12 protein-coding genes are annotated in these 15,147 nt (G+C 52.9%); 7 read left to right on the top strand and 5 right to left on the bottom strand.

The window, feature by feature from the left end; translation table 11 throughout:
* Positions 1-415 precede the first annotated feature (415 nt).
* From FHS30_RS04085 to FHS30_RS04070, 4 genes are all read left to right on the top strand, one after another.
* On the top strand, positions 416-934 hold the full coding sequence (locus tag FHS30_RS04085; protein ID WP_183908563.1) for a hemerythrin domain-containing protein: 519 nt from the start codon (positions 416-418) through the stop codon (positions 932-934).
* Between the two features lie 261 nt (positions 935-1,195).
* A complete protein-coding gene (locus FHS30_RS04080) occupies positions 1,196-3,166 on the top strand; it encodes an FAD-dependent oxidoreductase (protein ID WP_183908561.1) in 1,971 nt (656 codons plus the stop codon).
* Position 3,167: 1 nt separating this feature from the next.
* On the top strand, positions 3,168-4,505 hold the full coding sequence (locus FHS30_RS04075; protein WP_221197130.1) for a cytochrome c3 family protein: 1,338 nt from the start codon (positions 3,168-3,170) through the stop codon (positions 4,503-4,505).
* Positions 4,506-4,538: 33 nt separating this feature from the next.
* Positions 4,539-5,090, top strand: coding sequence for a Tll0287-like domain-containing protein (locus tag FHS30_RS04070; protein ID WP_183908559.1), 552 nt, complete (start codon positions 4,539-4,541; stop codon positions 5,088-5,090).
* Between the two features lie 129 nt (positions 5,091-5,219).
* Here the strand turns inward: FHS30_RS04070 and FHS30_RS17270 are convergent, their stop codons facing one another.
* Complete coding sequence (locus tag FHS30_RS17270) at positions 5,220-5,351, bottom strand: hypothetical protein (protein ID WP_281368183.1); 132 nt, start codon at positions 5,349-5,351, stop codon at positions 5,220-5,222.
* A 278-nt stretch (positions 5,352-5,629) separates the two neighbouring features.
* On the opposite strand from FHS30_RS17270, the gene FHS30_RS04065 reads away from it, so the two are divergent.
* Positions 5,630-6,811: a GGDEF domain-containing protein gene (locus FHS30_RS04065; protein ID WP_183908557.1), complete on the top strand. Its 1,182-nt coding sequence runs from the start codon at positions 5,630-5,632 to the stop codon at positions 6,809-6,811.
* Here FHS30_RS04065 and FHS30_RS04060 read toward each other — a convergent pair.
* The 4 genes from FHS30_RS04060 to FHS30_RS04045 form a co-directional block, all read right to left on the bottom strand.
* On the bottom strand, positions 6,789-7,973 hold the full coding sequence (locus FHS30_RS04060) for a glycine C-acetyltransferase (RefSeq protein ID WP_183908556.1): 1,185 nt from the start codon (positions 7,971-7,973) through the stop codon (positions 6,789-6,791). The two genes, FHS30_RS04065 and FHS30_RS04060, sit on opposite strands and share 23 nt — an antisense overlap.
* Positions 7,974-8,026: 53 nt before the next feature.
* Positions 8,027-9,052 carry an L-threonine 3-dehydrogenase gene (tdh, locus tag FHS30_RS04055; RefSeq protein WP_183908554.1) on the bottom strand — a complete coding sequence of 342 codons (1,026 nt, stop codon included), beginning with the start codon at positions 9,050-9,052 and terminating at the stop codon, positions 8,027-8,029.
* A 227-nt stretch (positions 9,053-9,279) separates the two neighbouring features.
* Positions 9,280-10,218, bottom strand: coding sequence for a CvpA family protein (locus FHS30_RS04050; RefSeq protein WP_183908552.1), 939 nt, complete (start codon positions 10,216-10,218; stop codon positions 9,280-9,282).
* 128 nt (positions 10,219-10,346) lie between these two features.
* Entirely contained in the window at positions 10,347-10,982 is a 636-nt protein-coding gene (locus tag FHS30_RS04045) for a helix-turn-helix domain-containing protein (protein WP_183908550.1), read from the bottom strand.
* A gap of 255 nt (positions 10,983-11,237) precedes the next feature.
* On the opposite strand from FHS30_RS04045, the gene gcvP reads away from it, so the two are divergent.
* Together gcvP and FHS30_RS04035 are read left to right on the top strand one after the other, a co-directional pair.
* A complete protein-coding gene (gene gcvP, locus FHS30_RS04040; protein ID WP_183908548.1) occupies positions 11,238-14,111 on the top strand; it encodes an aminomethyl-transferring glycine dehydrogenase in 2,874 nt (957 codons plus the stop codon).
* Positions 14,112-14,548: 437 nt separating this feature from the next.
* Positions 14,549-15,145 (top strand): hypothetical protein, encoded by a 597-nt coding sequence (locus tag FHS30_RS04035; protein ID WP_183908546.1) that lies wholly within the window; start codon positions 14,549-14,551, stop codon positions 15,143-15,145.
* Positions 15,146-15,147: the final 2 nt, after the last annotated feature.

Below are 15,147 nucleotides of genomic sequence, written 5' to 3'. Positions count from 1 at the left end.
AGTTGCCGATATACCTTTCAGGTTTATCTCGACAAAACAGCCTAAAAATTAACCACAGTGACGCGAGTTACGGATTATAGTTAAAGTGAGTTGCTAACCGCATGGCGCGAACTATTGCTCTGCGGCGCTTAAATCATTATTTGTTGGCTAACGTCAGGTGGCGTTTATACTTTTAGTGAAAAAAGTGTTAAGTAACCTAGGTGATTTACCGATTTTTAGATATAAATCACACAATTGTACAAGCGCAGTTATACTTGGCTATTGTGCAGACCACCGCGAGGGGCATAATGGCCCACGCTCACAGCTGGTTAAGTGAGTCGTTAAAGGGATTACCTAAGTGAAATCTTGCCAGGGTGGCAAGGGTGTTGGTTTGCGTGAAGTAGCTTAATGACGAAGACACACAAGGTAGCCGTTTATGTTTGGTTTCATATCCGATTTTTTTTCTGGTCGTGACAACGTACAGAAAGAAGCCCCCAAACTGGCCGAGGCCCCCAAGGCTGGCGCCAATACTATCGCTTACGATCCCAATCTTATTGCGGCATTGGAAGCAGACCACTCCAAGCTTGTCGAACTCTACGGCAAGATGTGGGACGAGGGCTTCGAAAAGAAAAACTACGTCAAATTGGCGCGCACATTGGGTGAATTCAAATCACTCTTCCAAGGGCATCTGCTCAAGGAAAATGTGCGCTTTTACGTTTACCTAGAGCAGTCTCTAGGCAATGACAAACACACCCTAGCCGTGGTGAAAGAATTTAGATCCGACATGAACGACATTGCCAATGCCGTTATCGGCTTCTGCAAGCGCTATGGTAAAAGCCAATTTACGCCCGCCATGGAACTGCAGTTTAAAAAGGATTATACCGCCATCGGCGAAGCGCTTACCCGACGCGTACAATCTGAAGAGCGCGACCTGTATTCGCTTTATCGAGCTTAAGAATTGCCCCAGCACAGACTGGGGAGGTTTAGGCTTGAGACATAAAACAATAAATAAAGAAGGGAATCACACAAGCTGCTCTAACGGCGCGCGGGCTAACGCGCCGTTGCGTTTGGGCATTTTGTGGCCGTTAAGCCGCACTGGATCTAAAGCTTGGACACTCCAAATGAGTGGCCAGCTTTATTGCGCTCGACAATGTATTAAACCCGCGATCCAGTGAGGAAGATGAATAATTCGGCTGACACCACACAAAGGAATGACGTGAGTTCTGCAGTGCCGCACCGCCCCCGCAAGGCCGGACTTAACATTATTGTTGTCGGAACCGGCCCCGTGGGAATCCGCGCTGCCAGAATGCTAAAGGGGCAAAACCCCAGTCATCACCTGCTCGTCTTTGGCGAGGAGCCGGTCAGCCCATACAACCGCGTTCAATTATCCCTCTACTTATCGGGCGAAGTCCCTCGCGACGCACTGGACATCATGCCCGTTAGATCGGCCGAACCCGACCCTGAAATATTTGAAACCCATTACGGCCGCAAGATCACCCATATCGACCGCAAGGCGAGAACTGTCACAGACGACACAGGCCAACATTTTAGTTACGACAAACTGATTATCGCCACCGGATCGCGGGCCCGCCTGCCGGATATTCCTGGCAATTCACTACGCAATACATTTACGTTTCGCACACTCGATGACACAGAGGCTCTGTTGCAACGAAAGCGAGCCAGCCGGTCAGTCTACATAATTGGCTCCGGACCACTGGGTATTGAAGCGGCACTCGGCATGAAAACGCGCGACAACCGCGTCTACCTGCAAGCCCGCAACTATTTATTAGATGCAGCGTTAGACCAACGCGCCCAAGAAGTTTTAAGCGATAGCCTGCAAACTGCAGGTATTCAAGTGGTCAGCAACGACAACACCCGCGCCGTGCTTGGTCACGATAAAGTCATCGGCGTTGAGTTGGAGAGTGGCCGAATCATCGAGTGTGATACCGTGGTTTTCTGCACGGGCGTCGCGGCCAACACCGTACTGGCTCAGTCCTCAGGACTGGAAGTGGGCACCGGCATTCTCGTCAACGATGTCATGCAAACCAGCGACCCACACATTTACGCTGTGGGCGAGTGCTCCGAACACCGAGGTCGAACCTATGGTGTAGTGGCACCAGGCTTCGAACAAGTTAGCTCCATGATCACGCACATGAGTGGTCAACACATGCCCTACACCGGCAGCTCGGCCAATATCCAATTGAAGTTCGGTAGTCAATCAAGCGGGCTGATTGGCAATGTGCGCAACGTCAATTCCGATACTTACACGTACACCAATCGCTTAAAGGGAATCTACCGCAAACTTTTCCTAGAAGATCAGGCGCTCACCGGCTATATCCATATTGGCAGCTGGAGCGAACTGCCCTTGTTGCAGCAGGCGCAAGCGAGCGGCACGAAATTAAAACTAAAACAATTACAACAATTTGAAGAATCTGGTTTCTTGTGGGAAACCGAAAAGCCGCTACACATCAAAGACCAGCCTGATGATTACATTGTGTGTCTTTGTGAAAACGTGACCCGGGGTACCTTGTCAAAGGCCATGGAGGGCGGCAATCGCACTATGGACACACTCTGCTCGGCGACAAAGGCCGGCGTGACCTGCGGTTCGTGCAAACCCTTGCTGGCGGAAATGCTCGACGCACCCGCACCGAATTTGGTAATGCGTCATTACAAATCGATTTACTGGTATTCCGTCATCGCCATTGTATTGATGCTAGCAACGGTCTTTTTCAGGCCCATCGGCATAGGGGAAAGCACCCAACTCAGCTGGCAGCTCGAAAAACTGTGGTTTGATAATTTTTGGAAACAGGTCAGTGGCTACACGCTACTTTTCCTTAGCTTACTGGCCGGCGGATTGGGCATTCGCAAGCGCTGGAAGAAACTCAACTTTGGCCACCTCGACGATTGGCGCTACGTGCACTCCATCATCGGCGTGTTGGCGCTGGTTGTCCTTATGATTCATACCGGACTGCGCCTCGGCCACAACTTAAACTTTGTTTTGATGATGGTATTTCTAGCAGCCACGCTTACCGGTTCACTGGTAGGCGTATTTATGGCGAGAAATCACCATTGGACAGATTTAAAACTCCGGCGCCACCGGGCATGGTGGTCGCGCGTGCACTACACCTTATTGTGGATGCTACCCGCCCTCCTTTCTTATCACATCCTCGCCGTGTATTTCTTCTAACATGATTCATTATAATTTTAAATTTTGGCACTACGGCTTAGCAATTACTGCGGTATTGGCGGGAGCTCTCGGCTACAACTTAATTGAAGGTGACAAAACATTTTACATTTCTGGGCCACCAACTCACGGCCACCATCAAATTGAATTGGCGTGCACCAGCTGCCATGGCGATGCCTTTGACGATAGAGCAGTAATGCAAAACGCCTGTGAAAGCTGCCACCTAGACGCCCTCAATAAAACCAGCGACACCCATCCGCAATCTAAATTCACAGATCCCCGAAACGCGGAATTATTGCAAAATCTAGACGCCACGCAATGTGTCACATGCCACCGCGAACACAAACCCGAGATCACACGCCCGTACGGCGTCACCTTAGCTAAAGACTTTTGTGCGCATTGTCATCAGGAAATTGCTGAAGAGCGCGCAAGCCATGCAGAATTTGGTTTTGACACCTGTAGCAATTCAGGTTGTCACAACTACCACGACAACACCGCGCTCTATGAAAATTTTTTGCGCAAGCACGTAAAAGACCCTTCACTAAAGGACCGCGCAACTGTACCGGCCCTTTCAGGCATGGCACTCTGGCTTAAAGCCAATAAACAAGCGACGCCCCTGACGGCAGCCGATCAAGACGCACCGCAAGCCACGGCCGCGCACATTGCCCAGTGGGCCAACAGCCACCACGCCCAAGCCCAGGTCAACTGTACAGACTGTCACGCTCAACCTGAGTGGCAAGATCGCGGCTTAGCGGTAAGCGTGAACAGCTGTCAGCAATGCCACGAAAAACAAACGGATGGCTTTTTTGACGGCAAGCATGGCATGCGCCTGAACCCAGCCTTAGGCAATGCATTTAGTCCGATGAGCCCTGCACTGGCCACACTGCCAATGGATGCATCCGCCAAACATAAATCACTGACCTGTGTTAGCTGCCACGCCCCCCATGAACCAGACTTACAATTTGCCGCCACGGAAGCGTGCTTGGGTTGCCATCAGGATCAACACAGCAAAAACTTTAAACCTTCTGCACACGGGCAATCATGGGCTGCGGTAGAACAAGGTGAACTAGCACAGGAAGCTGCTGTCAGCTGTGCAACCTGCCACCTACCCCGCATCAAAAAAGGCCGTAAAGTCCATGTACAACACAATCAAAGTGCCACGCTACAACCGAATAGCAAAATGATTCGCACTGTGTGTACGCAATGCCACGGGGTCGAATTTACCCTTTCAGCATTGGCTGACCCTGAACTCATTAAAAACAATTTTTCCACCGCGCCCGCGAATCATCACACCAGCATGGATTTGGTACGCGACCGCATTCAACAACGCAAGAAAAAGTAACACATTTTATTTCACCCGAAAGGAGGCTACACCATGAAGCACACTATCGTCGCAACGGCACTGCTAGCCATTGGCCTGAGCAGCCTAGCCAATGCTGAAATTACGCCCCAACGAATGGCTGATGCCATCTATGCAGTTATTGAATCCGATCGCACCGTGTACACCCGCCAAGTGGTGAATCGCCTTCAAAATGAAGATGAAGTCATTACCGCTGAAGAGCACTGGAAAGAAGAGCAAGCACTGCCGCTGCCCGCGCAAATGTTGCGCATGGGCGCCGAGGGCGTCGCTAAGAAAAACGCGGGCTTCAGTTACGCGCTGTTATCTGAGTGGCCCATCAACAAACAGAATGCCCCTAAGACACCCATGGAAGAGGAAGGCTTAGTTTTTGTTCGTAAGAATTTGGGCAAAAATTTCTATGGCACTGAAACCTTAGGTGGCAAGCGCTATTTCACCGCGGTTTATGCGGATACAGCGGTGTCCGAAGCCTGTGTGAAGTGCCACAACGACCACCTAGACAGCCCAAAAACCGATTTTAAATTGGGCGACATCATGGGCGGCGTGGTCATGCGCATTCCACTGGACTAACTGTTAGACACTGCTACAGAGCGCTCGCGCTCTGTAGCATTCAATTTCCAACTCGCAACTCACGATTCCCAACTCCCAACTCAAAAGCTCAAGCAATAACCCACAGAGTTGGCCACTATAAACCGGCCGCTACACCACTAGATTGCCAAACGTCGACAAACCGTTGATGAAGCTGAGCTGCTTCACTTTGCTCATGGCAACGATGTCCGCCGCAAACCCTAACCCATACAATGATCCGCCCTTACCCGTGGCATAGGCCATGGAACCTTACCCATTGATCTATCGTCACGGCAGAAATTAAACCGCAGCCCTTGACGGCCCATAGCTCAAAGGCGACGAGACTTGTGACCACAACCCACCTCATAGTCACACTGTAGCCAGACACTGGCGTTTATGGCGCTAGCGCGATCACTTTTTATACACCGCAGATGGGAATTTACGCGACAAGCTGCTATATTGCCCGCCATATATAATAACCGGCACTAAAGTATTAGATACTGGCGCCCTCCAGGCCTGGCAATGCTCAGGAAGAGCACTCAATGACACACTACTATCTTCTGTATTTCGTCGTGGTCGGCGTATTTTTCGTGGAAGCCATCGCCTTTTATGCAGCCTGGCGACTCAATGAGTCCGAGTATGGCACGCGCGACTGGGCGATCTACGCGGCGATCATTGCCACCGGCACCGGCATCGTCAATGTCGGCTTTATGCTGAACTCGCACGTCGACCCCTTTGCCAAACAGCTCAGCGAGTCTCTCTGGTACCTGGGCACCGTTGCCAATGGCACCGCCTTTTACTTTCTCTGGCGTGGGGTCCGGCGATTTCTAGGCGAGCCCAAGATTCCCGGTGTCACAGCCTTCAACACCTTGCTAGTGTGTACTGTCGGTGTCACCGCTCACGGCGTATTTGGCCTGCCCAATAGTTGGTTGGCCATGCTGATCAGCATTATTATTGGCGCATTTTGCTCGTTGATTTTCCTTACTTTCCAGCGCAGCCATCACCTACACCATAGCCTGCGTGTGATCATGTTAATCACCTTTGGCTACATGGCTTTATTGTGGGGGGCTCGCGGCATTGCCATCTTTTTGGACCCCACGCGAGATCACCACGGGGCAGTGGATTCTGTGGTGATATACATGAGCATACTCGTGTCTATCCTCAACGCCTGCGGGCTCATTCTGCTTACCAATGAACGGCTACATCAGCGGCTGCGCACGCAAGCCACTCGCGACCCCCTGACGGGGCTGCTAAATCGGCGCGCATTCCTAGATATCAGTCAAAGCCTCATCGCACACGCCAATCGACACCAGCTCAATGTGGGCATTGCCCTGCTCGATTTAGATCACTTTAAGCGAGTGAACGATGAATACGGGCACTTAGCAGGTGACCACGCCTTGAAGCGCTTTGGCGAATTGGTGCGGCAATGTTTGCGCGAGGAAGACACCATTTGTCGGTATGGCGGTGAAGAATTTGTGGCGCTGCTTCCTGATGTCACGCCGGTGGAGCTGCGCAACATCATGGAGCGAATTCGCCGAGAAGTAGCACAACAGGCAGACCATGAATTGCCAACCACGGTGAGCATTGGTAGCTACTTGTGTGCGCCGGACAGCCTGCGACTGCAAGAGATGATCGCCACTGCAGACCGCGCGCTCTATTCAGCAAAACGCGCGGGCCGCAATCAGGTGGCCACGGCAGATCTTACAGACCCAAGTCCCGCTTAGCCTTACCAAAGGCCTCGATGGCCATGTCTAATTCTTCACGAGTGATGGCCGCCGACATCTGGGTGCGAATGCGCGCCTTGTCCTTGGGCACCACCGGATACGAGAAGGCAATGACATACACCCCGTATTCAAGCATTTTATCAGCCAGCGCCGCGGCCTTTTTCGCGTCGTATAACATCACCGGCACAATGGCGTGCTCGCCGGGCAACAAATCAAAACCGTGACGCTCTAAGCCTGCACGAAAGTAGGCCGTATTGTCTTTAAGCTGGCGACGAAGCGCGTCATCTTGCACCAATTCCATGGCCTTAATGGCGCCCGCCACAACAGGTGGCGCCACGGTGTTCGAGAACAAGTAGGGCCGTGAGCGTTGACGCAGCAACTCCACCACCTCTTTGCGGGCGCTGGTAAAGCCACCGGATGAGCCGCCTAACGCTTTACCCAAAGTACCGGTGATAATATCCACGCGGCCCATCACGCCACAGTGTTCGTGACTGCCCTTGCCTTTTTCGCCCACAAAACCAGTAGCGTGTGAATCGTCCACATGCACCAAGGCATTGTATTTCTCTGCCAATTCGCACACTTTTTGAAGATTGGCGATATAGCCATCCATCGAAAATACGCCATCGGTACTGATCAATTTAAAGCGCGCACCGTTTTTATCGGCTTCAATTAATTTCGCTTCAAGGTCTGCCATGTCGCTATTTTTAAAGCGATAGCGGCTCGCCTTGCACAGGCGCACGCCGTCGATGATCGACGCGTGATTTAATTCATCAGAAATGATGGCGTCTTCAGCTGTTAATAAGGTTTCAAACAAACCGCCATTGGCGTCAAAACAACTTGGGTAGAGGATGGTATCCTCCATGCCCAAAAACGCAGATATTTTACCTTCCAGGGATTTATGCAGCGATTGCGTACCGCAAATAAATCGCACCGACGCCATGCCGTAGCCCCACGCCTCAAGGCCCTCGGCACAGGCCTGCTTGATGTCTGGGTGCTGTGCAAGCCCTAAATAATTATTGGCGCAAAGGTTTAAAACCTTATCGCCTTTTACGGTGATCATCGCACCCTGCGGGCCTTCAATCTGGCGCTCGCTTTTATACAGGCCAGCGGCTTTGATTTCGTCTAGCTGTGACTGAAGATGCTGTTGAAATTTTCCGTACATAAACTCTCGCCTTCTAAATTTTTCGCACGCTGAATTAAATGCTGGTGATGGGATTACTCCCAGCTCAAAATAACCTTCGCGGCCTCGCCAGACTTCATCGCATCGAAGCCCTGCTGAAACTCTGTGTAATGCAAGCGGTGGGTAATTACCGGCGTAATATCCAAACCGGTTTCTACCATCACACTCATCTTGTACCAAGTTTCGTACATTTCGCGGCCGTAAATGCCTTTGATGGTCAGCATGTTAAAGATGACTTTGTTCCAATCGATGGCCGTGTCTTCGCCGGGAATACCGAGCATGGAAATCTTGCCACCATGGGCCATGTTATCCAGCATAGAGTTGAAGGCGGCCGGGCTGCCTGACATTTCCAAGCCCACATCAAAACCTTCACTCATGCCCAGCTGCGCAACCACATCTTCCAATTTCTCTTGGGTGACGTTCACGGTGCGCGTGGCGCCCAACTCTGCGGCTAACGCCAAGCGCTTTTCATTTAAGTCGGTGATGACGATATGGCGAGCGCCGGCATGACGACACACCGCCGCCGCCATAGCGCCAATGGGGCCAGCGCCCGTGATAAGCACATCTTCACCGAGCAGCGGCCACTGTAAGGCGGTGTGTACGGCATTGCCAAAGGGATCAAACAAGGCCGCCACATCCAAATCAATTCCAGGGCGATGCTCCCAGACGTTGGCCGCGGGCAGCGCCACATACTCGGCAAAGGCGCCGGGGCGATTGACGCCGATACCCGAGGTGTCGTTGCACAGGTGGCGACGACCCGCCATGCAGTTGCGGCAGTGGCCACACACCACATGGCCTTCGCCCGACACGATTTGGCCGGCTTCGAAATCCACCACATTGGTGCCCACCGAGACGATCTCACCGACAAATTCATGGCCGATCACCATGGGGGTCTTTATTGTCTTTTGCGCCCATTTATCCCAGTTATAGATGTGCAAATCGGTGCCACAAATGGCAGTCCGTTTTACTTTAATCAACACATCATTGGGGCCGACCTCCGGCTGCGGCACATCTTCGAGCCACAGTCCTTCTTTCGCTTCGCGTTTAACCAATGCTTTCATGGGATACTCCTGACAGACCTTACAGTGATAGGCCAAACCCGCCCACTTCACCAATGGGCGGAAACAATTCTTTAGGGTCCTATGACCCAACCGGGGTAAGCCGGTGGGCGGGAGATTAGCGAGAACATGGCCGCTGGTAACAGACCCGACAGTCAAATGACAATAATTTCACAAAAGCTGCAACATCGCGCAACAAATGAAAACCTTTACTGGCATTCAGGTCAGAACTATTGGCGCGCGCCGATGATGACATCACCCAATTCAAGTACCCGCTTATCGCGCGTCAGTGTCCCGAGGTCCGCGGTCTGCAAGAGCCGCCTGAAGGGCGTATCTGCCAACAACTCTGCCACGCGCGGGTGCGTTTTCACGCGCTCTATCCGATGGTAGGCATCCACCAGTTGCGCCGCCGTTTCGCGCTCCAACTGTTCGTCTGTCAACACTTCAAGTTCGCGTTGCAGTGCCCACAAGTCTTGCACGGGCGCCGTCGCGATCAACTGGTCAAAGGTGGGATCTTCCGTCAAGCCAAAGATGTCGCTCGCATCTAACAGCGCACGGGCGTCGGGCGAGCTCATTAGCGCATTGAATTCAGGCTGCACCGTGGTTTGCTGCAATAGCTTCACACCCTGCGCTGGAGACAACACAATGGCATTGATCAGCAGACTGACGGGTGACTCTGAGGGCGTGTCGAATGCGTCGGTTTCATAACCATAGTCAGACAGAGAATATTGGTTATTGAGCAAATTAGAAGGCCTTTTTGCCCCGTCGAAATCCGGCTTTACGCCCGCTAAAAATGCCACCAATGCCGCCATCACTGCACCGCCGAGCAGACCCACCAGCAACCCCATTACGCGCGACCCCCAGCCCAGCACTGGGATATCGTCCTCGGGTGTTTGGCGATCGAGATAGCGGGTCATAAGCGCACAGGCGCCCGAGTAGGCCAGCGCAAACATCAGCCCACCAAACACCAATTGGTGGAAATACAGCGGCCAATCAAACCATTGTTTGGTCAGCGACAACACCGGCGACAGCAAAGTCCCGGACACCACCAGTGCCAAAACCAACAGCTGCAGCCGAAATAAACTGCGTGAGAAACCCTGTAAAAAGCCACGCGCGCCCATGCCTAACACCAGCGCTACAGCCACCCAAAAAACCGGAGAATATGTCATAAATATCGGGCCTGTCCCTTACCCCACCTCTTGGCAGCTCCACCCTGAACTGCATAGTAAACTCATCACTTCACACCCGCTGACAAATGCCACCAAGCGCGAGTTAATTGCGGCAACTTGCACGCCGCTTAACGGCTAGTTACCCAAAGCACCTGCGCATCGTCTTTTGATACCGAAACCAAACAATGCCCCATGCGCGCGTCGTAATAAATGCTGTCGCCCTCAGCTAACTTCACTGGCTCGTAAAATTCGGTGTACACCTCGACCTGCCCCGCCAACACGAGCATGAATTCTTCGCCCTCGTGGCGCACCCAGTCTTCAAAATCGTCAAAGCTGCGAGCCCGCACCGTACACTTAAACGGCACCATCTTCTTGTCGCGCATTTGCGTGCACAACAGTTCGTGCTCATAGGTGGTCGTCGGGTGTGGCGTACCCTCATCTTTGCGCGTGATGTCGCGGCGCCCGTTGGCGGTTGGGCCATCTTGCGGCGGCACGAATAGCTGCGGGATATCGATACCCAAGCCCGCCGTCAACTTTTGCACAGCTTGGAAGGTGGGGGAGATTTGCTCGTTTTCAATCTTGGATAAGGTAGATCGTGCCAACCCCGTGAGTCGGCTAGCCTCTTCCAAGGTCAAATTATTGGCCAGGCGAATCTCTTTAAGGCGTTTACCAAGCTGCAACGGCTCCACAAATTTGCCGTCATCCTTGCGCGCCACCTCCAATACCGAGGGCTGTTCGCCAATCTTTGTGTCCTGTTCGCTCACGCTGGTCCCCTAAGGCCCTGTTTTATCAGGCTATAAACTGCTATGGGCTCGCCCCAAATCGGCTGCGATAGTACACGCGAACCCGTCTGGAAGCCACGGGCCACAAGGATACGCACAAAAGTTTCCTATAGGAAATTTAAATTGCTGATCAGGAAACCCCCTGCTACTATGCGCGCCTTAAATTCGGGCCGTCTGAGCCGCTCCATCGGCTGCTAGACTTGCCACTTTCTCCAGCTCTCGCGACAGGTAGATCCCATGACCAGCCGTATCCATCAGCTCGCTCACCACCAAGAATTCATCGGTCGCCACATCGGACCCAATACCCAAGACACCCAAGAGATGCTGAACGCCTTGGGCGTCGCCAGTATCGACGAGCTGATCGAGCAAACGATCCCCGCCAATATTCGTGGCAACACCGCCAGTGATTTGGGCGCGGCCGTGACCGAGGCTGAGGCGCTGAGTTACCTAAAAGACCTCGCCAGCCACAACAAGGTCTTTAAAACCTACATCGGCATGGGCTACCACGACACCCACGTGCCCCACGTGGTGCTGCGCAACGTGCTGGAAAACCCCGGCTGGTACACGGCCTATACGCCCTACCAGCCCGAGATTGCGCAAGGTCGATTGGAAGGCCTGTTGAATTTTCAGCAGATGATCATCGACCTGACCGGCATGGAACTGGCCAACGCCTCTATGCTGGACGAGGGCACGGCCGCCGCTGAAGCCATGGCCATGTGCAAGCGCCAAATGCGCAAGAACAAGTCCAACACTTTTTTCGTGGCCGACGACACCCACCCACAGACCATCGCCGTGATTCAAACCCGCGCGCACCATTTTGGTTTTGAGGTGGTGGTGGGCAACCCCGAAACAGATCTAGACAACCAAGATTACTTTGGCGCCCTGCTGCAATACCCCGGCACCACCGGTGAGGTAAAAGACCTAAGCGCCATCATCGACAAAATTCACGCCGCCGATGCGCTGGCCACCGTCGCCTGCGACCTGATGAGCCTGTTGCTGTACAAATCCCCCGGCGCCATGGGTGCCGACGTGGTAGTGGGCACCAACCAACGCTTTGGCGTACCCATGGGCTTTGGCGGCCCGCACGCCGGCTTCTTCGCCTTCCGCGACGCCTACAAGCGCTCAGCTCCCGGCCGTATCATCGGCGTGTCTGTCGACAGCCACGGCCGCACCGCACTGCGCATGGCCATGCAAACCCGCGAGCAACACATCCGCCGCGAAAAGGCCAACTCCAACATCTGTACGTCACAAGTGTTACTGGCATTGATGTCGGTGTTCTACGCCATCTACCACGGCCCAGAAGGTTTGAAGCGCATCGCCACGCGCATTCACCACCTGACCAACATGTTGGCCACCGGCCTGACCGAGGGCGGCTTTACACTGGCGCACGGCACCTGGTTTGACACCCTCACCGTGCAGGTGGGCGCCAATCAGCAAACCATTTACGACAAGGCCATTGCCGCCGAGATCAACCTGCGCAAGGTGGGCACCGACGGTCTCGGTATCAGCCTGAACGAAACCACCACCGCCGACGATTTGGCCGCGCTCTTGGCCGTGTTCGGCATCGACGCCGACATCGATGCACTGGACGCCAAGGCCACCAGCCCCATCACCGGCGAGCTGGAGCGCAAACTGCCCTACATGACCCACCCCGTGTTCAATAGCTATCACTCAGAAACAGAGATGTTGCGCTACTTGAAACGCTTGGAATCGCGCGATCTGGCGCTCAACCAAGCCATGATTCCCCTCGGTTCGTGCACCATGAAACTCAACGCCACCGCCGAGATGATTCCGGTCACCTGGCCCGAGTTTGGCAAGATGCACCCCTTCGCACCCATGGATCAGGCCAAAGGCTATAGCCAGCTGTTTGAAGAGTTGCAAGACATGCTCAAGGCCTGCACTGGCTACGACGCCATCTCGCTGCAACCCAACGCCGGTTCGCAAGGTGAATACGCGGGGCTCGTTGCCATCAAGAAGTTCCACGAAGCGAACGGCGAATTCGATCGCAACATCTGCTTGATCCCACAATCTGCCCACGGCACCAACCCCGCTACCGCCATGATGGTAAGCATGAAAGTGGTGGTGGTGAACTGTGACAAGCAGGGCAACGTCGATCTAGCCGACCTCAAAGCGAAAATCGATACCCACGGCAAACACATTGCCGCGCTGATGATTACCTACCCGTCTACCCACGGCGTGTTCGAAGAAGGCATCACAGATATTTGCGACATGGTGCACGCCATCGGCGCGCAGGTGTACATCGACGGCGCCAACATGAACGCACTGGTGGGGGTTGCAGCACCGGGCAAATTCGGTGGCGACGTATCGCACCTGAATTTGCACAAAACCTTCTGTATTCCACACGGCGGCGGCGGCCCAGGCATGGGCCCCATCGGTGTCGGCAAGCACTTGGAACCCTTCTTGGCGGGCCACCCAGTGCAACCCGTGCCCGGCACCGACCCCAACAACGGCACCATTTCAGCCGCGCCTTGGGGCTCGGCGTCGATTCTGCCCATCAGCTGGATGTACATCAAAATGATGGGCGCCGAAGGGATGAAGTCGGCCACCGAATACGCCATTTTGAACGCCAACTACGTGGCCAAAAAACTGGGTGAACACTTCCCCATTTTGTACAAAGGCAAAAACGGCTTTGTGGCGCACGAATGCTTGCTCGATTTGCGCCCCATGAAGGAGGCCAGCGGCGTCACTGAAGAAGACTTCGCCAAGCGTTTAATGGACTACGGTTTCCACGCACCCACCATGAGCTTTCCCGTGGCCGGCACGCTCATGATCGAGCCCACAGAGTCCGAAGCCAAAGTGGAATTGGATCGCTTTGTAGAAGCCATGATCAGTATTCGCAACGAAGTGGCGAAGGTGGAATCCGGCGAATACAGCGCCGACAACAACCCACTGGTCAAAGCGCCGCACACCCAAGACGATGTACTGGCCGCAGAGTGGGATCGCCCCTACTCCCGCGAAGTCGCCGTGCGCCCCACCGAGTTCCTAAAAGGCCACAAATACTGGCCCACGGTTAATCGCATCGACAACGTCTACGGTGATCGCAATTTAATCTGCACCTGCCCGAGTATTGAAAACTACCGGGAGGATTGATTGGTTCAGGCGAGTTAATCAATTGTGATTCAAATGGGCGCTTCGGCGCCCTTTTTTCATGGCCCTTAATGAAATCACCTTTCACCCAAATATTCACAAAGCAACATAATACGCACGTACCAACAATCGAAATTTTGCTATGTTGCGCATCAGCAAATGCTTATCATTCGGGCCGAAAGCACTAATCTCTAGCCAACTAGCCAAGCCGGTAAACCGATCAATTAGATACACACCAAAAGGAATCGACATGAACCAACAGGAAGTTTTGTCGCTGACTGCAAATCAATCTGAAGCCTATATATTCACCCTAGAGAGCCTTTATAAAAGAAGCGTCTGAGAAACTGGGGAAATCACTTGAAGACTTTGACGCTGGCACCGCAAAAACGTTAGGCGGACTCTATTCACCCGCTCAAGACCTTCTTTTAGTCACTAAAATAATGTCGGAATTAGGGATAAATGGGCAAGTCGTAACAAAGCGAATCAACAATAAAACCTACATTATCCTAAAAGGAAATCCCGGTTTACGTCAGGTACTAAGGGGCACAAGATATCTTGCGTCAAACCCTAAAATTATTAAATTTGCAATTGGTACACAGAGCGTTAATAGAACCATTGCAAAGGGTGGAATTGTAACTTTATTAATCACTATTCCTCTTTCGGTAGTAGATATCATTCTTCAGGACAGCGTAACTGTTGGCAAGATCGTTGGCACCATTTCAACAGACATTGCTAAAGTATTAGTTTCCGCTGGCATAGGGTCTCTAGCCGCTATGGCAATTGGCGCAGTAACAACCCTAGCAGCAGGCCCACTAATCGCAGCTATATTTGTCGGCATTGCCGCCTCAGTTGCCCTAGAAAGTCTTGATCAAAAATATGGTATTACAGACAAGCTTATCAAAGCTATCGATGATGAGTTGAACAGCCTTTACAACAAAACAATAGGCGAGTTTGTCAGGGGAATTCGGCAAATTGAAGCCGTACTCGAATACCAAATTAGAAATGGATTGCCCGTAGGAAGAGGAATCTTCTACTAAAA

The organism is Simiduia aestuariiviva (genome assembly GCF_014192475.1).
Classification (GTDB): Bacteria; Pseudomonadota; Gammaproteobacteria; order Pseudomonadales; family Cellvibrionaceae; genus Simiduia; species Simiduia aestuariiviva.
The sequence above is the reverse complement of the archived record's forward strand: the minus strand, read 5'-3'. Positions and strand labels throughout refer to the sequence as shown.